We start from the raw sequence: 26,359 nt of genomic DNA on the forward strand, positions 1-26,359 counted from the left end.
TCGATGAAACAAAAAAATACATCAATACACAACTAATATCATGAATAAAGACTTATCCTCCGCCTTCTCAAATATACATTTAACACAATTCCTATATTAGCCATAGAAGCTAATATTGAGCTTCCTCCATAACTTACAAACGGAAGCGTAAGTCCCGTAACCGGCATAAGCCCAATCGTCATACCTATATTTTGTATCATTTGATATGTGAACATACCTGTAATTCCAACAATAATAAAGGTACCATATGAATTTTTAGATTTTTTCGCTATCATCAATAACCTTGTAATTAACAATGTAAAAAGAATTATTACAAAAAACATCCCTAATACACCCAATTCCTCACCTATAACAGCAAAAATAAAATCCGAATCTCCAACGGGAAGGAAATTTTCTTGATTTTGCGATCCATTATATAATCCTTTTCCAAAAAATCCCCCTGAACCAATTGCTATCATTGATTGTAACACATGATAATTACTACTGGCTTCAGGATTAAAAAAATTGACAATTCTAATTTTTTGATGTGGTGCCATAAAAATATACATTATTGGAGCAAGTATTATCAATGTGATTATTACATTTCTCAATACTTTTTTATCTATTCCGGCTGTAAATAACATGAAAAAGATAATGCTCATAAACACCACTGCAGTTCCTAAATCCGGTTGTAATAATAAAAGTGCGATAAAAGGAAATGCATAAAGTATCAATTTTCCAAGGGTCTTTATATCACCTATATTTTCTTTATTCTTATCTACTATTTTTGCATAACTCATTATAAAAGTAGTCTTTACTATCTCGGATGTCTGTAGGTTAAATTTGCCTATTTTTATCCAAGACCTTGCACCAAACTGCTGATCTCCAATTCCCGGAATCAAGACAATTGCCAGTAAAATAATACTGAATACATATAATTGTTTATAATATTTACCAATGCTGTCATAATCAAATAATAACAACACTATTACCAAAATTGTTCCCAAAAAGAAAGCCAGAATTTGCTTATAAATCTGAGTATAATCTCCCGTTACATTTGCATGTGTTGCACTACTTAATATGAGAAGTCCAAATAAGAAAATTACTAAGATTATTGAAATAAGTTTCCAATCTACGTTTTTGATTACTCTTATTTTTTTCTTATAATCTATTTTCTTCATCTTCAACATTATCTACGTCCTCTAAAAACAAATCTTTTAATTTATTTACTAATTTGCTATCTTTCATATTTTTTATATTTATCTTATCCGAATCATATTTCCCAATTTTTTCCTCTATAGCATCTCCAATTTTATTATGATAATTTTCATCATAACAACCTTCTGAAAAATCTCCAACATCGTAGTCATCATAATATTCATCATCGTCATCCTTTTCTATGCGATCATAATAGTAATCAGAAACTGATTCATTCTTTTCCATCATAACTCCCTGTTCTGACAAATCAAAAGCACCATAACTTGTATCTTTTATGCTTTCCGGAGAATATCTAAATAATACTTCTTTTTTTTGTGAAATAACTATATGTTTATGTTCGTCTATATAGGCTATCTCTGGATTATTCATAGTGGTATTTCTTTGACTTACAACATATTCCGACTCACAATCAAATATTGCTATTCTTGGTGAATTTATCCTTCTGGCTATTATACATGCACTATCATTTCCATAAGCACCCGCATATGCAAGCCCTCTAAGTTCTCCGGTAACTGTAATATTACCCCCTGCTATTAATGCCGATTCTTTTTCGGTGCTTCCAAGTACGATTATATCACATGAAACCTTCACTATAGAATTTGCAGGAAGGGTTGTCATTATTATTACACTACCGTTATAATTAATTTCCTCACCTTCAGATATATCCATTACATATAAAGTTCGTACAGCTTTAAATAAAGCCGTTGCACCCCTATATTCCTTTTGTTTCATCAATTCATTGAAGTGAAATTCATCTACTCCGATAAATTTCATATTATAGTTATCCGATAAATATTCCACAATTAAATTTTTCTGATATGGAGATATATAATCACTTACTATTTCAGTTAAAATACCTCCAATAAAAAAACCGGGAGATGACAATACTTTTGAAGAAATTAAATCAAAAATAGACTCTATACTAATCTCTTTATTAATATATAGAACTAGACCTTTACCGGTTCCTTTAAATTCTATCTCTTCGATTTTTGTTTTTATCATTATTGTCACCTCCCGATATGTTAATCAATATCGACAATCCCCAACTCATCTGAACTACCAGAATTTCTATTTTGATTTATCGAGTTATTATCTTCATTTTTTTCACTATTATCCATAGTTTCTCTTGAATTATCTTTCTTATTTTTTAATCTATTATTAGTTTCATCTTCTTTTTTATTTTCATCAATCAGACCAAAATACTGTCCCATAATTTCTCTAATCGGTAATACAGCATATGAGCTTGTTTCTCCTTGTGGAATCATACAAGCTACTGCTATTTTAGGATTATCAGCAGGTGCAAACGCTATACACCATGCAAAGGAACCATAATCAGCTTTAAATCTATCTATATCCTTATCCGTAATTTTGGAATTAAGTTGTTTTATAGCTTTTCTCAAATAAAAAGAATTTACTTTATCCGATTTTTCAAGCTTTACTTTTATTCCATTTTCAAGATCTAACTTAAGCTTTTTTTTCTCTTCTTTAGATATATCCGGATCTAAAATCTTTTTCTTGACTTCCTTTATTTTTTCATTGGTCAATTCTAACTCCTTCTCGGATTTTAACTGTTCATACCTCTTCATTACTTCTTTTCTTTCCACTGAATAAGAAGATAAATGTGATTTTAAATATTCAAATTCGTTGTTACTAGGTATTTTACCATTTTTTTCCGCAGTACCTGTTTTTGATGCCACTTTTATTGGAAAATTTCCAAACATATCTTTTGCAAGACCTATTTCAGAAACTCTAACCATACCTATTTTTAATTCCTCAAGGTTTTTATCATTTTTAAATTTAATTTTCTCAAGTTTTCTCTTAGACTCTTCACTTATTTTTCCATTATTTGATTCTACCTTATTTACCACATTTAGATTTACCAAATATCCACCATTTGCAATTGCAGATACATATCTGACTATTTGAGCCGGATTATATGCATTTTCTCCTTGTCCAATAGCAAGGTTAAAAGTATCTCCTACTCTCCATTTAGCAAAATTGAAGTAACTATAGACTATATAATCGGCATCTGATTCAGCATATTCCTCTTTGACACCTATTTTCTTCAGTCTCTTTATGGTTTCTATTCTGCCCGGAATATCTTTTTCATCAATCCAACTTACGATTTCATCAATCTTGGCTTCAAACTCATCTCTATCTTTTGTATAGTCTATACCATTAAAATGAAATCTCATCGTTCTGTCAAGAGCTATCTTCAATTGGATTTTTGTCTTTTCTATCTTTAATTCTTCACTAGGAACTTTTCCATTTCTTTCCTCTAATTGACTCTCCAGCCCTGTACCTTCATCTAGCCCAAACTTTTTGGCATATTCAAGTATTTTCTTTGAGCCCATACCCAAGTGAAGGTTTTCTCCAGTCATCCAATTTCTGTCACTACCTATTACATAAAAATAGACATTACAAGACTCCTGAATCGCTTTATATAAATTTTCCACGCCATGGTTTTTTCCACCATGATGCCATATATAGTCTGCAAAATTTCTATTTCCCATCCTGATAACTCCGGGATCATTAATAGTATAATTAGGATTCAAGCCGGAATCCAAAGCTGCCATAGCAGTTATTAATTTAAAGGTAGAACCCGGTTGAAATGCCCCTTGCGTCGCCAAATTTAACAAAGGATTTGGAGCTAATAGGTCATTTGAATTTTTTGGAAGATAGTTATTATATTCTTCTGATGTAATTCCACTTGCAAATTTATTTGGATCATAATTAGGAAAACTTGACATAGCAAGTACATCTCCACTATTTACATCAATGGCTATTACGGCACCGGATCTTGCCTTAGGAGCATGTTCTTTAATATTTATATTTCCGAACTGACTTTTAAAACTATTTCCGCTTCTTGCGGAATTAATAGCTTCTTCAAGAGATTTTTCAGCAACTTTTTGCAACTTGCTATCTATAGTTAAATAAACACTTCCACCGGATACCGGATCAACTGACTTCATCTCTTCTATAACCCTGCCGACGCTATCGACTTTAACCTCTTTATATCCGGCTTTTCCTTTCAATTTCTTTTCATAACTGCGTTCTATTCCCGAAAGCCCTATCAAATCGTCCTGACTATATCCATATTTAGACAAATCCTCAACTTTTGAAGAAGGTATTTTCCCTACATATCCTAGAACATGTGAAGCCAAATTTTGCGATGGATATACTCTTTTTTGTTCAATTGCAACGGATACTCCTGATAAATTCATTGAATTTTCCTCTATTTGTGCTACAGTATCCTTGCTAATTCCCTTTGCTAAAGTCACAGGACTATATTGAGTATATATCTTAGATTTTATCATATCTCTTACCAACATTATTTTTCTCGCTTCATTATTAGAAATTCCTCTACTAATGTTATAATATTCATCTCTTATTTTTTCAAACGCAACTTTAGCACTTACATCGGTTTTATTATCTTTCAACTTGTAACTTTCTAGCCAGTCGTTTTTCTCTTTTTCTTGAGTGAATTTCCAGTCTTTTACCAAAATTGGAGGATAATACCCTAAAGAGTTTAATTTAGCCTGCAAATCTATTGGTTCCAAGTTTCTATCTGAAAGAGAAAGAACTTGATTTTTGATTAAAGAATCTACCACATAATAAAAACACTGCTTAGGCGTATAATTAGAAGGTATTCCATTTTCTTTTTTGAAATCCTCTATTTTTTTATCATATGTAAAATAATAATTTCCATTTTCTATCACAATAGGAAATTCATCCGTATATTTCTCATTATTTTTTTCTAATATCTTTATTATTGAATAAGCAATTTTATTTGCTTCTTGCTTATTGTCTTTACCAATTTTATTAAATGTATCCCCTACTATTTGTACTGTAAATTGAGGTTCGTTTCCGGCCAATAATACACCGTTTCTGTCTTTAATTTCCCCCCTTGGTGCCTGAACCAAAATCCTTTTAAAGGTTTTTTGATTGGCAAGTTCTGAATAGTAGGAGTACTTTATAGTAGTCATATACAAAATTTTACCTACGAAAATCGCCAAAATAACCAGCAGTATTTTATTTATACTGTTTAATCTCGATTTCATAACTGTATTTTTCTTCATTTCTTCACCACTATTCTTCTCTAAGATTAATCAGTTTGTCTTGAAACAATGTAAATAATATAAAAGCAATCATGGTATTAACAATTGGAATTAAAAAGATTGCTTTAAAAAATGCAACAACTAATGGTGTCGGTACAAAAAATATGGCTGATACTACAGCATTGATTATAGAATACACTATACTTATCACAAACACCAGCAAACTGACTATAAGCCTATTATCCTTGAATATAGACTTTTCTATATTAAAAATAAAATAAGATATTACAAGGAATAGCAAAGGTGTAAGTCCGGTTATTCCACCGGAGATTAAATCACTCATCAACCCAACTATTCCCACTAATATTAACGCTGAACTTTTGTCTAAATATAAAGATATAAATATACAGTATATCAGCAACAAATTAACACTTACATACACACTAATATAGTTTGTAAAAAAGGTTTCTATAAAAATCACCAATATCCCTATCAAAAAAAGTATAAAATTCTTCATATAGTCCCCCCCTATTCTATTTTTCTAGGAGGAATTATACTTACCTCATCCAATTTTTTGAAATCTACATTTGGTCTTATCTTTACAAATTTCATAGATTTATTTTTATCATAAATAACTTTACTTACTTTTCCCACCGGTATATTTTCCGGATAAAATCCAAGCCCTGATGTAACAACCAAATCACCAACTTTGACTTTTGATTTTACATCAAATAAATAGCCTTGCAGCAATTTATCAATATCCTTTAAATCTGAAACACCAACTGCCGAGGATGTAGTAATAACTCCTTTTTCATTCTCTTTTCCGGATATTTTAAAACTGACAGATGCCCTGGAATCAACCAACGAAATGGCCTTAGAATACTTGCTTCCCACTTCATAAATTATTCCAACTACTCCATCTCCATTTATAACTATACTATTCTTTGTAATACCCCTATCAGAACCTGCCTCGACTATAAAGCTTTTATACCAATCCCCATCATTTTTTCCTATGATACTGGCGGATACAAGTTCGTTCCTTTGATTTCCATCAATATAGTTCAAAGATTTTTTCAGTCTATCAAGTGAATCATGTCTACTTTCATCACCCTTTAAATCTATTATTTCCTGCCTTAGTCTTTTATTTTCATCAGTTAATTCTTTCACCTTATTTGAATTAGAGCGAAAATTTACTATATCCTCAAAAAAACCACCAATCCCCGTAACAACATTATTTAGATGCTTACCTATTCCATAAAATGGAGCGGATGGATTCACTTTTTCAAGAACTTCGACACTTCCACCATTTGCAAATGAATTAATGGTAATTACTGCAATAGCTATCACAACTCCAGTGGCTATTGCCCCCTTTACAGTAAATCTTGGTCTGTTATTTTTACTAAGTTTCAACCAAATCACCAACTAACTTTCTGAATTCATTTTAACAATGCTATGAAATATCTTATCATTTTCTATTGATTTTCCTGCGCCTATAGCAACACAGTGCAATGGATTTTCCGCTATGGTAACTTTAAGTGAAGTTTCAGCCTCAATACGCTTATCAAAGCCATTTAATAATGAGCCTCCACCAGTCAATACAATTCCTTTATCCATAATATCAGATGCAAGCTCCGGAGGTGTTTGTTCAAGTGTTGTTCTAATCGTTTCTATGACTTCATTAATAGGCTCTCTTAAAGCTTCCCTAACTTCTGTCGAACCAATAGTTATGGTCCTTGGAAGTCCTGTCAATATATCTCTACCACTTACCACCATTTCTAATTCTTGCTCCGACGGATAAGCTGAACCAATAGACAATTTAATATTTTCCGCAGTTCTTGAACCTATAACAATGTTATACTCGGATCTTACAAAATTTTCAATCGCAGTATCAAACTCATCTCCTGCAATTCTCACTGAGTTTGCAACGACTACACCCCCAAGTGAAATAACTGCTATTTCGGAAGTCCCACCACCTATATCTACAATTAAGTTCCCTTCAGGATCATTGACATTAAGTCCGGCACCAATCGCAGCTGCCATAGGTTCTTCAAGAATATAAACTTCTCTTCCCCCTGCCTGTATTGCCGCCTCTTCTATTGCTTTCTTTTCAACTTTAGTAATTCCATAAGGTACACAAATCACTATTCTAGGGCTGACAACCCCCTTAGAACCTTTTTGAATAAAATAACTCATCATTGCCTGAGTAGCCTCAAAATCGGATATTACCCCCTCTTTAACCGGTTTAATTGCTATTATATTTTCAGGAGTTCTTCCCAGCATATCCCTAGCTGCCTGTCCCACAGCCAAAATTTCATTATTGTCCTCCCTAATAGCTACTACAGACGGCTCATTCACTACAATACCTTGACCTTTAATATACACAAGAGTATTGGCTGTACCTAAATCTATTCCCATATCATTTGTAATAATATTATTAATATTTGAACCAAAAAACTTACTAAAAAAACCCATAGCTACCTCCAAAATTTTTTAATTTATTCAATCATCCACTTATAAATATACTTAAAATTATCAACTTATAAGTATATTATAATATGAACCTTATTTTAATATTTACTATTCCTATATAGTATATCATATCTAATAACATTATTACATATATAAGTGTTTTCACTTCTGTTAATATTTTTATTTTTTTTGTTCTTATTTCATCATTGCTTATAAACTTTTCCAAAATATATGGTTGCAAATATTATATATATAATATTTCACTATGAGTTTTTATACGGTTAAAAATCGCCTTTTTCTTTCAAGCTATAGTATATACCATCTCCAATTATAATATGATCCAAAACTTCAATCCCTATTATGTCACCGCTTTTTTTTAATCTTTTTGTAATGTTTATATCCTCAGCAGATGGAAACGGATCTCCGGACGGATGATTATGCATTAATATCACGGAATTTGCACTTTTTTTAATTGCATCCACAAATACTTCCCTCGGATGAACTATTGATGAATTTAAAGTCCCTATTGAAACATTGATATCGGTTATTATTTCATTTTTTGTGTTTAAAAGAATAACTTTAAATACTTCTTTTTTCAAATATCTTAATTCTTCCATATAGTATAAATACACGTCCCATGGATTACTTATCTTATACTTATTTGGCCTATAATCCGATATTCTCTCTCCCAGCTCTATAGCCGCTTTAATTATAGTTGCCTTTGATACACCTATTCCCTCAAATCCACACATTTCCTCTATGCTCATTTCCCTCAGCCCTCTAATTCCATTTGATGTATTTTTTAAAAGTTTTGAACTGAGTGTAATAGCATTATCATTTTTATTGCCTATTCTAATTAATATAGCTATTAATTCCGAATTCGAAAGTGATTTTACCCCTCTCTTAAGCAGTTTTTCTCTTGGTTTCTCATCAATATTCATTTCTCGTATTTTTAGATTCAAATCGATACCCCCTTTTCCACTTTATATAAGTATATCGACTTTTTTATTTTTATTCGCAACATCATTTACCATATTTACATAAAAAAAGAGTTGTCATAAATTTTCATTTATAACAACTCAATTAATATTAGTTAAGCTTCTGTTTTATCTTCAACTTTTACCTCTGCCGGTTTTTCTTCAGCCTTAGCTTCTGCAGGTTTTGCAGGTGCAGCCGGCTTTGGAGCAACAGCAGGTTTCTTTCTTTCTTTTGGTTTTATTACCTTAGTAGGACACTTCATGGCGCATTTGTTACACTGCTTACATTTATCATAATCTATTTGTGCTAATTTATTTTCAAAAATAATAGCATCAAACGGACATTCCTTAACACAGATTCCACAACCTATACATCCTACTGAACAATTATCTTTAACAGCTTTACCAAAGTCATTTGACTTACATTGAACAGTGACAGCCTTATTTGCCGGCTTGCGTTCAATCAATCCTTTCGGACAAATATCTATACATTTACCACAGTTGACACATTTTTCCTCATCCACAACTGCAACTCCATCCACAACATGAATAGCATCAAATGCACAAACTTGAACACAAGTTCCAAGACCCAAACATCCATATGAACATCCTTTTGGTCCACCTATCAAAACTGCAGCTGCTCTACAATCTTCAATACCACTGTACTCGTATTTTTCTTTCGTAGCATCACATGTACCTTTACATCTTACATTTGCCACTATCTTTTCACCTGAACCAGCTTCGACACCCATGATTGCCGCAACCTTTTCAGCAGTTGCAGCACCACCTACCGGACAACCATTTACAGGTGCAGCACCACTTGCTATTGCAGCAGCAAGCCCGGCACAACCCGGGAAACCACAACCACCACAGTTAGCTCCTGGTAAAGCTTCCAAAATTTCAGCTTCTTTTTCATCCACTTCAACCGCAAACTTTTTAGAAGCAAAGTCTAGGATCAGACCAAAGATTAAACCTAGTACTCCGAGTACAACTACCGCATATACAATAAGCATTCTTTAGTACCTCCCCTATAATTTTATTAATCCTGTGAATCCCAAGAAAGCAATTGACATCAAACTTGCTGAAATTAATGTTATTGGGAAACCTTCAAACGCTTCCTGGACATCAGCCAATTCAAGTCTTTCTCTGATTCCGGCGAATATTACTATCGCTAATGTGAAACCTATTCCGGCACCTATACCGTTTATCAAAGTTTCTATAATGTTATATTCTTTTGTTATATTAACTATTGCTATACCTAAAACCGCACAGTTAGTTGTTATAAGCGGTAAGAAAACACCAAGTGCCTGATATAAAGACGGTGAAGTCTTCTTTATTACCATTTCAACAAACTGAACTATAGAGGCTATAACAAGTATAAAAGCTATAGTCTGTAAATACTCAATTTTAAATTGCACTAAAATTATCTGTATAAAATATGTTATTATTGATGCTAATGCAATAACAAAAGTAACTGCAACTCCCATACCTATGGCAGTGTCAGTTTTCTTAGAAACACCCAAGAAAGGACAAATACCAAGGAATTGAGAAGTTATTACGTTATTGACAAGCACTATATATAAGAATAATAGTATTAGTTTCAATCTCTACACCCCTTTACGCCTTTTTCTTTGTAATCTTATTAAACACTGCCATCAAAAATCCTAATGTAAGGAAAGCTCCCGGAGGCAAGATGAATAATAGTGTATTTAGAGTTTCCGGTAAGAAAACAAATCCAAATATACTTCCAGCACCTAATATTTCCCTTACAGCACCCAGTATTGTAAGACCTAATGTAAAACCAAGTCCCATAGCAATACCATCTACGAAAGATGCACCAGGACCATTCTTACAAGCAAAACTCTCTGCTCTCGCAAGAATTAGACAGTTAACAACTATTAATGGGATATAAAGACCAAGCGCTTTATCTAATGCCGGCACATATGCCTTTAATGCCATCTGTACTATTGTAACGAATGTAGCTATAACAACGATAAAACAAGGTATTCTTATTTTATCAGGAACAATTTTTCTAAGTAATGATATTACGATATTAGCACACGCAAGTACCACCGCTGTTGAAAGCCCCATACCTATACCATTTATAGCCGAACTTGTAACGGCAAGTGTTGGACACATACCAATTACCTGTACAAAGGTAGGGTTTTCATCTATTATACCGTTTTTAAATATTTTTCCTAAACTGCTCATATCTAACCCCCCTATTTATTTAATACTCCAAATACACTAATGGCTTCATTTATACCACTTGTAACAGCCTTAGATGTAATTGTAGCACCAGATATTGCTTTTATCTGATTTTCACCAGGTGAACCGCTCTTAATTACCTCCAGTTCTTTGGCTTCTTTTCCTTTATACTGACCATTGAATGCAGGATCAGCAGATTTTGCTCCAAGACCCGGAGTCTCCTGATTGTTACCAACACTTACACCGGTAATCTTTCCATCTTTGCTTATACCTATTGTCAATTCAACAGCCCCCCCATAACCAGACGGATTAGCTTTTATTGTATACCCAACTTTTTCAGAACCGTTTACTCCTTCATAAACTTCTGTAACAGTTTCAGCTTTAGCATCCTTAAATGAAGATGCATCCACTTCTTTAAATTCTTTAGCATCAGGTAATACCTGAATTCTAGCTTCATTATTCGCTTTTATATTACGTTGTTCTATAATAGGAGAAGTCGCTTGATTTGTAACTGCTAACAACAATGCCGCTATTGCAGAGAATGCTAATAATGTACCACCGTTTTTAACCATACTATTCATTATTTACGCACCTCCCCAAACACTCTATTATTTACATACTTATCAATCAATGGAACAAGACAGTTAGCAAATAATATTGAATAAGATACACCTTCAGGATAACCACCGAATAACCTTATACAAGTAGCTATTACTGCCGCTATTGCTGCGTATATTATTTGACCTTTTTTAGTCATTGGTGAAGTAGTGTAGTCAGTCAACATAAAGAAACCACCAAGCAATAAACCACCTGCCAAAGCTTCATACATAGCAAACTCGGCATTAAATCCACCAAATATAAATGAAAGCACTACAACTAAAATTATATAAGTTGCCGGCATTACATAAGATATGATACCTTTATATATTAAATATAATCCACCTATTATCAGTAACAATGAACATGTTTCACCAACAGTACCGCCGATATTTCCCATAAACATCTGTCCTAAAGTTATACCTGCATCATGTATGCTATTTATGGCATTAGTAGAATTAGAGCCCGCCAACTTTAAGAAACTAAGCGGAGTTGCTGTTGTAACTGCATCCGAATTAGCACCGGGCTTCAACCAAGTAGTCATAGCTACCGGGAAAGATGCTAATAAGAAAGCTCTACCAGCTAATGCAGGGTTTAAGAAGTTAAAACCTATACCACCAAACAACATCTTCACTACTATTATTGAAAATATTGAACCGAATAAACACATCCAGATAGGAAGACCTGCCGGAACGTTAAAAGCCAATAATAAACCTGTTACTACTGCAGATAAATCATGTATCGTACTATTTCTCTTTGTTATCTTGCAATATAGCCATTCTGAACCGACACATCCGATTACACAGGCTAATATAGTTATTAGACCCTGCACCCTAAAATAATATATACCAGCCGCTGTTGCTGGAAGAAGTGCAAGAATAACTTGTTTCATTATGTATGAAGTATCTTCTTTTGTCCTAATATGAGGAGAAGAAGAAACTATCAATTTTTCATTCATCGTTTTTCCCCCTTAACAATTATTTATTCTGTGCTGCAGCTTTTCTTCTCTTAGCACCGATTTCTCTCTTTGCCTGTCTTATAGAAGGTAATAATAATCTTCTAGCAGGGCAAATATACGAACATGAACCGCATTCAATACAATCCATAGCTCTATGCTTTTCTGCTTCATCAAAATTATTTTTTAACGAATATGCACTTATAAATAATGGCTGAAGGAATGCTGGACATACATCTGTACATCTACCACATTTTATACAGTTCATCTGTTCAGGAGCTCTCGCCATACTTTCATCTAAAATTAAGATACCTGATGAACCCTTATTAGTGGAAATATCATCCGTGTACTGTGCAAGTCCCATCATTGGTCCACCAGCTATTAATTTACTAGCCTTGACACCTTCTTTGATTCCGCCACACTGTTCTATTATTTCACTGAACTTTGTACCAACTTTTGTTATTAAATTTTTTGGTTCCTTTATACATGGACCTGTAACTGTAGTTATTCTTTCAACAAGAGGCATACCTTCTTTAATAGCCCTTGCAATAGCCGCAGATGTCGCAACGTTACTCACCACTGCTCCTACAGCAATTGGTAAAGCACCTGATGGAACTTCTCTTCCTGTACATGCATAAATAAGCTGTTTTTCTGCACCTTCCGGATATTTAACAGCCAGGCTGGCAACTTCAATCTCAGGATATGGCTGTGCTGCCTTAGTTATGTTTTCGATAGCTTCAGGCTTATTTACTTCTATACCTATAAATCCTTTATCGACATCCAATGCCTTCATCAATGCCCTCAAACCATAAACAACATACTCCGGATTTTCTACCATTAATCTGTCATCCGCTGTAAGATAAGGTTCACATTCAGCACCATTTAATATTACATACTCTGCCTTTGAATCCGGCGGAGGAGAAATCTTTACATGGTTAGGGAATGTCGCACCACCCATACCTACTATACCTGCTTCTTTAACAATAGACACTATCTCTTCTTTCGTAAGAGTTTCAATTTCGCCTTTTGGTTTAACGCTTTCATGCAATTCCTCTTTGAAGTCATTATCAATGATTACACACATAGCAGTACCACCTGGAACACCGCACGGTTTAATTGCCTTTACCTTCCCAGATACTGAAGAGTGAATATTAGAAGATACGAAACCTTGAGCTTCACCAATTTTCTGTCCAAATTTTACCTCTTCTCCAACTTCAACTATACATTTTGCCGGAGCACCTATGTGCTGCTGAAGAGGGATATAAACAGTTTCCGGAGCTTTTGCTCTCTCAATTGGTTTTTTGTTTGCATACTCTTTTCCATATGGAGGATGTATTCCTCCTTTAAAAGTTAAGAGCTTCATTCTGTTACCCCCTATTCTTAACTAATATTAATATATCTCAATACTAGTATACTACAATTGATAGAAAACCTTAACAATTGTTAATAAAATAACGCCATTTTTTTACATTTTTTTTAGTTTTTTCCAAAAAAACAGTATTTTTTACACAATTCCTCTATCTTTTTGCAATATTCCGAAAATTCTTCTATTCTCTATTGATAAATAGATATTTTTTTAATCATTAAATTTTATTCTCTATTGATAATTAATCGCATAAAAATAGTGTATGAACTTAACTCTCTTCATACACTATTTTTTTTATAATTTATCTCTTAAAATAAAAGTTACATAAATTAAGCTTTTACCATCGGTATTTTTTTATAATTCAAATCAAAGCTAATTACTATAATAGATTTATTTTAATATAATCTTTTCATATCTATTTATCTATTGAGTTTTTTCAATTCATTTTCAATAGCGTTTGAAATAGTACTTTTTCCACCAAATATTAAAATATTCTTTGAATTCTTATTTTTTATTCTATTTTTTACAGAATTTGGAACGCTATTTTCTTTTACTAATAATATCGGAGACTTTTCTTTATATGTTATAGCACCTGTAGCAAGTGCATCTATAGAATTTTCTCCATTAGCAATTAATACTGTCTGTGACTCGGGATAACACTGTTCAGCTATTTTAACCGCTGTTTCATATCTATCTCTTCCAGATATTCTCTTCTTAGATTTTGCTTTAGCTATCTGCTTTATGTTATCAGATATAGAAGATTCTCCACCTATTATTATCAATTCGTCTACATTCCAATTATTTAACTTCTCTTTTACAACTTTATTTAGATTATTATCCCTACTCATCAACACCGGTATGGTTTCTTTTGTTGCAAGACCAGCCACAGATAATGCATCAGCTTCTTTATATCCATTGATTATTATAGCCTTTTTAGAGTTTGTGTTATCTCTAACATTCTGCGCTATCATTGCAGACGTTTCAATCCTATCTTTACCGGCAATTCTACTAACATTTATATTATTTTTTTTCAAACTTCTCTCTATATCCTCTCCGATAGAAGATTTTCCTCCTGCTATTATTACTTTTTTAGCTTCAAGTCTCTTTATTTCAGTCATAACAGAATTAGGTATTGTATCTTTTTCAGTCAGTAATATAGGTGCATTATTCACTTTTGCCAAAGATGATGATACTAAAGCATCTGCATTATTTCTACCACTGGCAACTATAACTGTATCTGCCTTTTTAAAATATTTTTTACTTATTTCAACCGATGTAGAGTATCTATCTGTTCCAGAAATTCTTTCAATAGTTTCATCTTTTTGCTCTTCATCTATTCTCTTGGCATTATTCCAATCAAACATCAATCTTGCGCTTTGTTTTCCTTTTCCTTTTTCTATTTTATCGTATGTAGATGCCCCATTACTAGCAATTGCATCCATTGCATCTACACTTACCTGCGCATATATTTGTTCCTCTTTATTTTTATTTCTAATAAAACTGAATCTCTTAGGGAATGTTCTTTTTTCACCTAATAAATCTGTATCCTGATATTCTTTATCAATTTTAGCTTCTTTTAGAGATGAATTTAATCCATCTTCGTAAATTGAAAGTCCCCATAAATGACCTCTCATTTTTGAAAATTCCATAGCATTAAATGAAATAAAGTATTCATATTTTCCATCTTTTTCTTTTACTATCGCTTTCTTTTCAATAGCCGGATTTCCCATTGATTCACTATTATCAAATGCTTTATATAATTTTACGGGTACAGAATATAGTATGGCATCTTTTTCCTTATTTTTTTCAATAATTTCTTCTTGTTCTTTCTTATCAGCATTGTTTTCATTTGTTTCTTTATTATTTATATTTTCTTTTTTAGCATTCATTATTGCAAATTTAATTAATGAATTTGCCATTATTATATCATTTTTATCTGCTTTTTTATTGTCATAAACTTTCTTAGCTTCTTTAATGGCAGCTTCCAAATATCTTTTGCTTACCCCTGTAATAAAATTCTCTTTTATCAGATGTTCTGCTATATCTATATTTGACTTTAACTCCGCTTTTGATGCAGATGGTTTGTTATCGCTATCCTGTGGTTTTTCAGTCTCTACATCATCTTCCGGATTCATATTATTATTTTTATCTTTTTCCAAAAATCTATAATCTATGCAAAGTATTGCGGCTTTACTAGCTCCCATATTATTATTTCCATCATATGGGTTAATATCACTCAAACCATCCATGGCATCTACCCTAATTCTTATATATCTTTTTGGATCAGACTTAAATGTATTCAAATCAATTTCTATCGTCTTAGGAAATTTTCTTAATTCACCATTGAGGTCAATATCTTCAGTTTCTTTTAAAACTTTAGCATCTTTCATATTTCCAAAATCTGTATTGTCCTCTTTATTTCCATCATTTGATGTGATTACTGTTTTTCCCACAGTATCTTTAAGCGTATCATAATACCATAATGTTGTTAAATGTCCATATGACTTCATATAATTAATTCCTACAACATTGAATCTTAGTTTTCTATTTCCATTTTTATCAACTATTAATTTTGCTTTTGGTAAAATAGCATTAGTTCCCATTGATGATTCAGTAGGATTAGCATACATTCTTAAATTTACTAATACATTATATACACCTTCTTCAATTGTTTCTTTCTTTATTAAAGTACCAACATCTTTTATTAAGCTACTGTCACTTTTTATCTTTTGTATTTCCAATTTTAATTTATTTTCTTTATCTCTTACTATATTTTTATCATTAGAATTAAGTACAAATTCTGCCTCTTTTATTATTTTTTCCAAACTTGCAATTGCTTCATCTGTTTTTGTTGCTCTTAGAGAAATATCTTTCGACTCCTCTATCAGTCTTTTTAGCTCTAAATTCTTTTGATTATCTTCATTTTCACCAGGAGTATCAGGATCTTCTGGTTCTGTTTGACTATCCATTGAATCTGGTTCTGCAATAATAATATCTTCTTTAGGATTAAAAAATTCTAAATTTAAAAATATTTTTTTAGCATTTTTATTTGTTTTTATCGCATTGTCAATTTTCTCTAATGTTCCCTCACCTGTAATTTTATAAAGTTCAATTTCTTTCTTATTTAAATTTTTAACCGGGTGTAAAGAGTTTTCTTCAATATTTTCAACTCCCATATATACTCTAGGAGTATCCTCTGTCATATATTCTTCCCACTTAATTGGAAGTTTAGCTGGATTCCCATCAGAATCAACCAAAGATACTGATAACGGCAGATAACGACCTATATTTTTTGTTTTTAATTCGTTTCTAATATTTTCAGATAGAGTCAATTTTCCTGTCTTAATTTTAGTATCATAATATACTTCTTCACCCTTATATCCATCAGCACCATTTTGACCTATCGCACATTTATATTCTTTATTATTCAAATTAAATTTAGATTCTATTATATCTTTTGTTTTCTTATTGATATTTAATTCCATCTTATATATATTTGATGATGGTTTATTTCCATGGAATACCCTAAATTTTAATATTTTTTTACCTCCATCATATAGGCTGGAATCTTTTATATTTTGATTCGATTCCATTGCACTATTGATAGAAATAGAACAAGTTTGTATCTTTTCTTGAGGTATATATGGATTTACAACAAGATTATTAGAATTTTCATTTGGGTCTGAACCATCAACAGAATATTTAACCCTATCAAAAGCACTCGCTCCTGATAATTTACAAATATTTAGTATGACCTTAGCACTATTCCCTTGATAAATATAATTATTTAATAAATCTTTACTATAATCTTTCCTTTGATCTTCTCGTGGGTATGACATATCCCTAAGAGCTGTACAAGTTATTTCATCACTTAAACTATCATCGTCTCCTATAGTTGAAGGATCTATTTTAAGTTTTAAATCTGCTTTTTGATTACCTTCATTAACACCTATTACTATATCCTTTTTAAGATCATTTCCAATATTTATATTTAAAACTTTATATGTAACTTTTCCTGTTTCATTATCACCACTAATATATGGTTCTCCAGATAACTCCACATTTTCATCATTAAAAGTATATTTATATTCTTTTTCATTATTTATAAAATTTATTTTTTCAGTAACTTTTAAATCGATAGAATAAGTATTATCATCATTTTTTCTGATATTTCCCCAAAATATATTATCAATATAAGAAGCTTCAGTTATATCTTTTTCTTCAGTATCTACAAGTCTTACTTCTTCACCACTCTTTGGTTCATTATAATTAGTATTTTCATCTATATAACTGAATACTCTATCCCATTCATAATGTTTTAAAGATAAGTTTTCTCTGATTTTTTCAATCTCTTTTTCTCTATCTTCATCAGATAATTGTGAACTTAGATCAGTATAATCTCCTCCATTAAAAATACCGAACTTAAATTTAGCATCCTCTTCCTCAAAGTCCTCTAAACCCATTAAATCAGAATTAAAGATTGGTTGAATTTTAGGGTTATCTATAGCCATATCCCCGAACATTGAATATTCCCCCATCATAGGAGAAAAAAACACATTCAAATAATTCATTTTCTTAATCTTAAGAGTTTTTCCCTGTTCTTTAAAATACTTTTTTTCTTTCATATTTCCATACGGAGTATATGTATACATATATTCCTTGTTTACTATATTTTGTTCTCCTTCCTCAGCATTTGCTACTCTACCTGTCATAACAAATGTAGATGATACAAACATTGACATTGACATAAAAACAGCCAATGCATTATTGAACTTTTTTTTCATTATTATCTCCTTCCTAAAATAAATCATACATTTTCTTCAATTTATTTTTATTTATATTAATACTATTTTCTTTTAGTATATTCTTTTCTTGCTCTTCATATTTTTTTTCCTTTATTTTTTCTTTGATTTTATGATTTGATTCATTTAATGTTTTAGTTATTACTTTTTTATCTCCTACTTTTACTATAAAATAACCTTCTTTAGTTTTTATAGGCTTGCTATAAATTCCTTCATCCATATCTAAGGTATCTCTTAATTGACTCAAAACGGTATTTTTATCAACATATCCAATATCTCCACCAACCAAATTTCTATCATCTTGTGAATATTTATCACAAACTATTTTAAAATCCTTACCATTTTTTAGCTCCTCATATGCTGCATATGCTAATTTTTTTGGATTTTTATTTTCACCATTTACTACTTTTGATTTTTTAATCCATATTTGATACATTCGTACTTTCTTAATAATAAAATCGTTTTTATTTTTAATATAATATTTTTCAATTTCCTTATTCGATACATTAACTCTCTTTAAAAAGTTCTTTTTATAGCTTTGTTCTACTAGTAAATTTTTAATATGATTTTTTAAAAAATTTTCTGAAATATTATAATTACGTAATTTGTTTTTAAATTCATTATTTTCATCCATTTCCATATATTTATTAATTTCTTTGTCCGAAAAAGTGATTCCGTTTTTTTTAATTTCATTTTCTTTAATTTTATATAATAAAACATTATTTATTGTATTTTTTACCAATATTTCTTTTTGTTTATCAGTTTTACTAATAGAAATCCACTCCTCTGGTGAAAATAATTCATAGTACTGAAATTTTGAAAACTTTATATAATCTGAAATTTCTTCCTCTGATATTTTATATTCCTTATTTATAGCAATATACTTTTCATTTTCAAATAAAAAAAGTAAAAAAATGCTTATAAATAATATCGAAACTAAAAAAATAACTGAATTTCTTAAATCTATCTTTTTTTTCATAATTATACCTCAAAGGAGCCTGAATATTCAGACCCCTTTTATAATATACACTTTACCTAACTATCTTTGTATTTCTAAATCAATATGCTTTGTTTTATTTCCCATAACGTGTATAACAGCTTCCCCACCAAAATATTTTCTTCCAGTGTTACTTATTTGTTGAGCATTTACATCTGGAAAAGTGAATCTATAATCTTCTCCGCTTCCTCTGACACCAGAAACACCATTTAATGTTAATGAATCAATGTATCCTGTTATGAAAAATACTTTAAGCTTTTTAGTATATGTTTTTCTAAGTTTATCTGTATTTGGAACAAGGCCAATTCCCTCTTCAAAGCACTTATTTGCATGAGCTCCCATTCCAGTGTATTCTTCACCTGCTTGAATATTTTTCCAAACTTTCACATTTACATTATCAAGATTTGGATCTTTTGGAACCGCTGCAAAACTAGGAACAGCTACAGTTGCTGCCAACATTATTGATGCTGCTAAAGACAATATTTTCTTATTTTTCATAAAAACCCTCCTTAAAAACTAATACTCTTATTGAGTACACAAACATGACACCTACTTTATAAAAATAAACATTTTTATAGGTGAAAAATAATTTTACTTGAATAACGTTATCCGCAATTAAATTATATCACATATTAACTGATATGAATATTCAATTTCATTAGTTTTTCTTTAGAATTTCTTAGGTTTTTATTAGATTTTTAATTTCTTCAATCAACATTTTGTTCATTTTCGAATCAATTTCCAAAATTAACTGATTCTACATTTTTTATCACTTTTATTTTCAAGATCAAAAAAAACACTAAACATGGAATTCCACATTTAGTGTTAATTAAAATCTTCAATTATTATTCTTGCTGTAAATTATACAATACTAAAATCTTCTAGCACCTAATAACTTAACCCATTTTTCGGCTAAATTAGATATTTTTACAAACTCCGGTCTTGCAGCACTTCCGCTGGCATGTATAAATTTACCGTTACCCATATAAATTCCTACATGACTGGTTCTTCCTCCACCCATAGTATCAAAGTAAAGCAAATCTCCTGCTTTCATGCTTTTTGAATCAACATGAGAACCGGCTGTTGCCTGAGCTCTCGATACTCTAGGAATAGATACTCCGGCTGCTTTCTTGTATACATATTGAGTAAAACCTGAACAGTCAAATCCATTAGTAGTAGTTCCACCCCATACATATCTAGTACCTAATAATGTCTGTGCAAAGTCAACTATTTTATTTCCTGTAACAGTTGATGTTGGATTAGATACATTCTTTTTTGCATTATTATTATCAACTTTTGTTCCTGAAGAAACATCTTCACCATTAGCAGATTTATTTGCAGATGTATCAGCTTTAATGTAGTTTGCCCCTACATATCCTATATTACCATTTGCAAGCTTAATCTTATACCAACCATTTTCTTTTCCGATAATATTCACAACTGCGTTACTTGGTAAAGTAGATATTACTGCATTTTTAGTACCTGCACCTGATCTTACATTTAGACCTACTTTACTATTAACTGTTCCCTGATTAGGATTTGAAGTCTCTTTCTTTATGGCTTTTTCATCTTTTCCAACAAAACCAGGAATATTAGAGTTATCTACTTCGTTAGTAAGATTTACATACTTACCACTTACCCAACCAGTTGTACCGTCATTAAGTATTACTTTATACCATCCATTTGATGATTTTGATACCACTTTAAAGATTTCACCTTTATATATTATTCCGGAAACCCCATTTGATACAGATGGTCCTATTCTTATATTCAAAGAAGGAGTAGAAGCTATTTTTGCATTTGATTTAATGCTTACTTCTTTTCCTTGACTAGTTTTCACACTGCTATTTACAGAATTCGAATCAAACTCAGAATTTGCATTTGATACTTCATTAGATTCTATATTTCTATCCTTCACATTTGTTTCTACATTTGCATTACTTGTATTTGCATTTATGCTTTCATTGTTATTCTGGTTTTCTATATCCTGTTCCTTATTTTCTATATTCTGCTCTTCAATCTGAGTTTCTTCAGTTTCGCCTTCTTCTGATTGTTCATTTGATACATAATATCCACTAACCCAGCCATTCTGACCATCATCAGTTTCCACATTTGTCCAACCATCCTGGCTACTAATTACTTTCAATTTAGCTCCTGTTTGAAGTTCTGAGACCTTATTTGAAGTCGCACTTGGCTGTTCTCTAAGGTTAATTTCTGCTGTTGTTTCTGTTTGTTCCATTGCGCTAGCGTTCGAAACTGATATAGCTACTGCAGCTGCACCTAACCCTAACACTGTTATTGCTTTTTTCATCTAAATTCTCACCTCTCATATTCTTTATTCAAAAGTCTGATCTTAGTATCACACTTTGTTACAATATATTAAATCTTTATATTTAAAGATTACATTTCCATACACATTTTTTTTGCTACACTCTTATAATACATCATATTGTTACAGTTTGTAAAGTATTTTTTTTAAAAAATGTAATAATCAAGTAGTTTTTTGTAACTTTCAGGCATTTTCTTGTAACTTTTTCCAATATATAAAATTCAATATTTGTAACTTTTTAGTAACTTTTTCATAAATGTGCTGATTGGCAAAAATTACTCTATCCCTTTTAACTCAAACCCAAGTTCTTCTACAGCAATTTTTAAGGCTTCATCTGTCACACCGTCTTCTACAAATATATCAGCATATCCACCTTCTAAATCAATTTTATCAATACTGACACCATCCACATCTTCAGTAAGAACCATTTCTAATCCTTTTACACAATTCGCACAATGCATTCCTTGAATGATTAATCTTTTTTTCATAATTTATCCTCCTAAAAATTAATATACTGTTGATAATTTATTAGATTACTTCCGATATAAAGATTTATATCTTTCATAATTTTTAAGCACTTTATAGGTATAATCCGAGGTTTCTTTAAAGGGAATCTTCTGTAGGTTTTTTCCATCCCTACTATATCTCTTGTCTTTTAACCACTTTCTTACATTCCCTGAACCGCCATTATAGGCCGTTATAGCCAGTTCCAAATTCCCATCGAACTCATCTTCCAGTCTATTTAAATACCACGCTCCGATATTTATATTAGTTTCCGGATCAAATATATCTACATTTTCTATTCCCAATTCTTTGCCTCCCCAGGAAGCAGTAACATCGGATATTTGCATCAGACCTTTCGCTTTTTTATAAGATACAGCATCTTCTTTAAACTTGCTTTCGGTTTTTATTATGCTATATATTAAATATTTATCCAAATCATATTCTTTTGAATATTTTTCAACAAAAGCAGAATATTTTAATGGATATATACATTTCATAATATTTTTATAACTAACACCAAGAATAATAATAGTAACGAAAATCAGAGAAATAATTCTGATTTTTTTACTCATACTACTACCTCCAATTATCATCTTTAATAACTATATTTTTGACTTTATTATGCAATTCATCAATATCTCCCGAATTATCAATGCAAAAATCTGATTTATCAATTTTTATTTGCTGATTCATTTGACTCTTAATGCGTTTTAATGCATCTTCTCTAGATATTTTATCTCTTTTCATAACTCTGTCAATCTGTAATTTTTCATTGCAATATACAACTATAACTTTATCCACTATATTTTCCAGCCCGGCTTCATACAACAAGGCTGCGTCCACAATAACCAAATTTGATTCACTATTTTTTATTTTTTCCTTTATTATAGAGAGTATTTTTTTATGAGTTATTAAATTTAATTTTTCCAGCATTTTTTTATCCGAAAAAACTATGTCGCCTAAAATTTTTCTATCAATTCTTCCATTCACTACCGCTTTCGGAAAAGATGCATTTATTTCATCTATCACTTCTTTCTTTTCAAATATTTGTCTGGAAATTATATCCGCATCTATAATATCTGCTCCAAATTTTCTGAATTCATTGGATACACTGCTTTTTCCACATCCTATATTTCCAGTTAGTCCAATGACTTTTTTGCGAGTAGTCGAATTCATAAAAAATACCTCCTGTTAGACTACTTGGTTTCGTACCAAGAATCACCTACATTTAAATCAACATCCAGATTCACTTTTAAATTAACAGCATTTTCCATTTCATCTTTTAAAAGTTCCTTTACCCTTTCCACTTCATCTGAAGTAGCTTCTACTATTAATTCATCATGAACTTGTAATATAAGTTTTGATTTTAAACCATATTCTTTTAGTCTATTATATACGTTTACCATCGCTATTTTGATAATATCTGCAGCACTTCCCTGTATAGGTGCATTCATCGCTGCTCTTTTGCCTCTATTTTTGTCTATAAAATTACTGGATTTTATCTCAGGTATATATCTTCTTCTATTAAAAATAGTAGTTGAATATCCTTTTTCTTGTGCAGAAGCTACAATTAAATCCATAAAATCCTTTATACTTTCATATTTGGCAAAGTAACTATTTATATAGTTTCTAGCTTCGACAATAGAGATATTTAAATCATCTGATAGACCAAAGTCACTTTTTCCATATATTATTCCAAAATTAACAGCTTTGGCTGCACTTCTCAATTCTGGAGTTACTTCATCAAAAGGCACATTAAATACTTGTGAAGCAGTCTTTCTATGTATGTCTTCCCCACTTTCAAATGCTTCTATCATGTGTTCATCCCCACTCATATGGGCGAGTACTCTTAATTCAACTTGCGAATAATCTGCATCAACTAATTTTTTCCCTTTTTCCGATACAAATACTTTTCTTATCTGCCTACCCATATCTGTTCTAACCGGTATGTTTTGCATATTGGGATCTGTGGAAGAAATTCTTCCCGTAGTAGTAATGGTCTGATTAAATTTCGAATGTATTCTTCCATCCTTTTCGTTGATAAGCATCTTTATTCCATCAATATAAGTCGATTTTAGCTTAGTTACCGTTCTGTATTCGGTGATTAAATCTATAATAGGATGATGATTTTTTAATTTTTCAAGAACCTCTGCATTTGTAGAATAACCGGTCTTAGTCTTTTTTATTACAGGCAATTTTAGTTTTTCAAAAAGAATTACCCCTAACTGTTTAGGTGAATTAACATTGAATTTTTCACCGGAATACTCAAAAATTTTACTTTCTGTTTTTTCTATCTTTTCTTTAAATTCATTTTCTAAAGTGTCTATTATTCCACTATCCACACATATACCGGTATATTCCATATCTCCCAATACCTCTACTAACGGCATCTCCATATCGTAAAAAAGCATTTCCATATCGTCTTCTTTAATTGCTTCTTTCATTTTTTCAATCGTTCCATACACGGTTTTTATTATACCTGTCGCATAATCATCGATTTGTGTTTTTTCTACATCCGGATAATCAACAGCCTTAGCACCTTTACCTAGCAAATCTTCTTTTGAAGCAACTTTTTTATACAGATACTTGTTTGAAATCGAGTCAAATTCATATGAAGTTGTCGATTTTGAATCAATTATATATTCCGCAATACTTATATCAAACGAAATATTTTTTAATTCTATTCCATATGGCCTTAATGCTATATAATCAGCTTTAAGTTCACATCCAATTTTTTCAACAGACTCGTCCTCAAGCAAATCTTTTAACTCTAGTATCTCATCTCCGTCCAGGTAGAAAATGACCTCTCCATCAATAGAAAAATAAGATTTATATATATTTTTATCTAGTATATTTCCTTGTTTTGACAATATCTTTATACATAATGAGCCTTTTTCACTTACTTTTTCGATAAAAGATTTTATATCTTCCAGTTTCTTTACTTCTATATTTTCTTCCTGATTGCCATTTTGACCACTAAGTTCAGCAATTCTTGAAATTAAGCTGTTAAACTTATATTCTTGGAACAATTTAAAGACGGATTCCGCCTCAAAATCTCCCCATTTTAAATCATCTAAAGTGTATTTGATTGGAACGCTTCTAAGTATTGTTGCCAATTCTTTGCTCATTATGGCAGAATCTTTATTATCTTCAACTTTTTTCTTTTGAGCACCTTTTAATTTATCTACATTATCAATAACCCCCTGAACACTATCGTATTCCAAGAGTAGTTTTATACCTGTTTTTTCACCTATCCCCGGAATACCCGGAATATTATCGGATTTATCTCCCATTAATCCCTTTAGGTCTATAAACTGTTCAGGTGTTAGGTTATATCTTTCAATAACACCTTTTCTATCATATTCTTCAACTTCCGCTATTCCTTTTTTTGTTATCAATACGGTTGTATTATCCGAAGCTAATTGAAGTGCATCCTTATCTCCGGTTACGATAATCACTTTATAACCTTTGTTTTCGGCTTCAAAAGATAAAGTCCCTATTATATCATCGGCCTCATATCCTTCTAATTCTTTTCTATCAATATTAAATGCATCCAATACCTTTTTTAGAGGTTCTATCTGCATACCCAGCTCGAAAGGCATTTTTTTTCTTCCGGCTTTATACTCGGTATATGATCTATGTCTGAAAGTAGGTGCCTTTAAATCAAATGCCACTGAAATATGAGATGGATTATAGTTTTTAATCATTTTAAACATCATTGTGAGAAATCCATAAATTGCATTTGTATGTAATCCTTCTCCATTGTCCATTGGAGGCAATGCAAAAAATGCTCTATTAATTATAGAGTTACCATCTATTAACAATAATATCTTTTCTTCTTCCATATTCACGGTTTTTCCTCACTTTCCTAATAAATAATTTATAATTATTTTTTCATAT

Annotated in this window: 21 protein-coding genes; all 21 read right to left on the minus strand. The window is 31.2% G+C overall.

Going from position 1 to position 26,359, the window contains the following annotated elements; all coding sequences use genetic code 11:
* Window positions 1-38: 38 nt before the first annotated feature.
* Complete coding sequence (gene rodA / locus HLB29_RS05200; RefSeq protein WP_185624143.1) at window positions 39-1,160, minus strand: rod shape-determining protein RodA; 1,122 nt, start codon at window positions 1,158-1,160, stop codon at window positions 39-41.
* Window positions 1,141-2,199, minus strand: coding sequence for a septum site-determining protein MinC (locus tag HLB29_RS05205; RefSeq protein WP_185624084.1), 1,059 nt, complete (start codon window positions 2,197-2,199; stop codon window positions 1,141-1,143). Before HLB29_RS05205 ends, rodA begins: the two co-directional genes overlap by 20 nt.
* 20 nt (window positions 2,200-2,219) lie before the next feature.
* Window positions 2,220-5,276: a penicillin-binding transpeptidase domain-containing protein gene (locus HLB29_RS05210; protein ID WP_185624085.1), complete on the minus strand. Its 3,057-nt coding sequence runs from the start codon at window positions 5,274-5,276 to the stop codon at window positions 2,220-2,222.
* A gap of 10 nt (window positions 5,277-5,286) precedes the next feature.
* Window positions 5,287-5,772: a rod shape-determining protein MreD gene (gene mreD, locus HLB29_RS05215; RefSeq protein ID WP_185624086.1), complete on the minus strand. Its 486-nt coding sequence runs from the start codon at window positions 5,770-5,772 to the stop codon at window positions 5,287-5,289.
* An 11-nt stretch (window positions 5,773-5,783) separates the two neighbouring features.
* Entirely contained in the window at window positions 5,784-6,665 is an 882-nt protein-coding gene (gene mreC / locus HLB29_RS05220) for a rod shape-determining protein MreC (protein ID WP_185624087.1), read from the minus strand.
* A gap of 12 nt (window positions 6,666-6,677) precedes the next feature.
* On the minus strand, window positions 6,678-7,727 hold the full coding sequence (gene mreB, locus HLB29_RS05225) for a rod shape-determining protein (protein WP_185624088.1): 1,050 nt from the start codon (window positions 7,725-7,727) through the stop codon (window positions 6,678-6,680).
* Window positions 7,728-8,005: 278 nt separating this feature from the next.
* Window positions 8,006-8,665 carry a RadC family protein gene (gene radC / locus HLB29_RS05230; protein ID WP_279287995.1) on the minus strand — a complete coding sequence of 220 codons (660 nt, stop codon included), beginning with the start codon at window positions 8,663-8,665 and terminating at the stop codon, window positions 8,006-8,008.
* A 152-nt stretch (window positions 8,666-8,817) separates the two neighbouring features.
* Window positions 8,818-9,714 carry an RnfABCDGE type electron transport complex subunit B gene (gene rnfB, locus HLB29_RS05235; RefSeq protein ID WP_185624090.1) on the minus strand — a complete coding sequence of 299 codons (897 nt, stop codon included), beginning with the start codon at window positions 9,712-9,714 and terminating at the stop codon, window positions 8,818-8,820.
* Between the two features lie 15 nt (window positions 9,715-9,729).
* On the minus strand, window positions 9,730-10,305 hold the full coding sequence (rsxA, locus tag HLB29_RS05240) for an electron transport complex subunit RsxA (protein ID WP_185624091.1): 576 nt from the start codon (window positions 10,303-10,305) through the stop codon (window positions 9,730-9,732).
* A gap of 13 nt (window positions 10,306-10,318) precedes the next feature.
* Complete coding sequence (gene rsxE / locus HLB29_RS05245; RefSeq protein ID WP_185624092.1) at window positions 10,319-10,912, minus strand: electron transport complex subunit RsxE; 594 nt, start codon at window positions 10,910-10,912, stop codon at window positions 10,319-10,321.
* An 11-nt stretch (window positions 10,913-10,923) separates the two neighbouring features.
* On the minus strand, window positions 10,924-11,490 hold the full coding sequence (locus HLB29_RS05250; RefSeq protein WP_185624093.1) for an RnfABCDGE type electron transport complex subunit G: 567 nt from the start codon (window positions 11,488-11,490) through the stop codon (window positions 10,924-10,926).
* On the minus strand, window positions 11,490-12,464 hold the full coding sequence (locus HLB29_RS05255) for an RnfABCDGE type electron transport complex subunit D (protein WP_185624094.1): 975 nt from the start codon (window positions 12,462-12,464) through the stop codon (window positions 11,490-11,492). Before HLB29_RS05255 ends, HLB29_RS05250 begins: the two co-directional genes overlap by 1 nt.
* Before the next feature lie 19 nt (window positions 12,465-12,483).
* Window positions 12,484-13,824, minus strand: coding sequence for an electron transport complex subunit RsxC (gene rsxC, locus HLB29_RS05260; RefSeq protein ID WP_185624095.1), 1,341 nt, complete (start codon window positions 13,822-13,824; stop codon window positions 12,484-12,486).
* 422 nt (window positions 13,825-14,246) lie between these two features.
* Window positions 14,247-18,611 carry a cell wall-binding repeat-containing protein gene (locus HLB29_RS05265; RefSeq protein ID WP_185624096.1) on the minus strand — a complete coding sequence of 1,455 codons (4,365 nt, stop codon included), beginning with the start codon at window positions 18,609-18,611 and terminating at the stop codon, window positions 14,247-14,249.
* 13 nt (window positions 18,612-18,624) lie between these two features.
* Window positions 18,625-19,608, minus strand: a complete 984-nt coding sequence (locus HLB29_RS05270) for a peptidylprolyl isomerase (RefSeq protein ID WP_185624097.1) — start codon at window positions 19,606-19,608, stop codon at window positions 18,625-18,627.
* Between the two features lie 60 nt (window positions 19,609-19,668).
* The gene (locus tag HLB29_RS05275) at window positions 19,669-20,124 is read right to left on the minus strand and encodes a hypothetical protein (RefSeq protein WP_185624098.1); all 456 of its coding nucleotides are present in this window, start codon (window positions 20,122-20,124) and stop codon (window positions 19,669-19,671) included.
* Window positions 20,125-20,497: 373 nt separating this feature from the next.
* Entirely contained in the window at window positions 20,498-21,937 is a 1,440-nt protein-coding gene (locus HLB29_RS05280; protein WP_185624099.1) for a C40 family peptidase, read from the minus strand.
* 293 nt (window positions 21,938-22,230) lie between these two features.
* Window positions 22,231-22,443: a heavy-metal-associated domain-containing protein gene (locus tag HLB29_RS05285; RefSeq protein ID WP_185624100.1), complete on the minus strand. Its 213-nt coding sequence runs from the start codon at window positions 22,441-22,443 to the stop codon at window positions 22,231-22,233.
* Window positions 22,444-22,488: 45 nt separating this feature from the next.
* Window positions 22,489-23,031, minus strand: a complete 543-nt coding sequence (locus HLB29_RS05290) for a lytic transglycosylase domain-containing protein (RefSeq protein WP_185624101.1) — start codon at window positions 23,029-23,031, stop codon at window positions 22,489-22,491.
* A 4-nt stretch (window positions 23,032-23,035) separates the two neighbouring features.
* Window positions 23,036-23,635 (minus strand): dephospho-CoA kinase, encoded by a 600-nt coding sequence (coaE, locus tag HLB29_RS05295; protein WP_185624102.1) that lies wholly within the window; start codon window positions 23,633-23,635, stop codon window positions 23,036-23,038.
* Window positions 23,636-23,655: 20 nt separating this feature from the next.
* Entirely contained in the window at window positions 23,656-26,304 is a 2,649-nt protein-coding gene (gene polA, locus HLB29_RS05300) for a DNA polymerase I (protein WP_185624144.1), read from the minus strand.
* Between the last annotated feature and the right edge of the window lie 55 nt (window positions 26,305-26,359).

It is taken from the genome of Peptostreptococcus canis (genome assembly GCF_014229965.1).
Lineage (GTDB): Bacteria > Bacillota > Clostridia > Peptostreptococcales > Peptostreptococcaceae > Peptostreptococcus > Peptostreptococcus canis.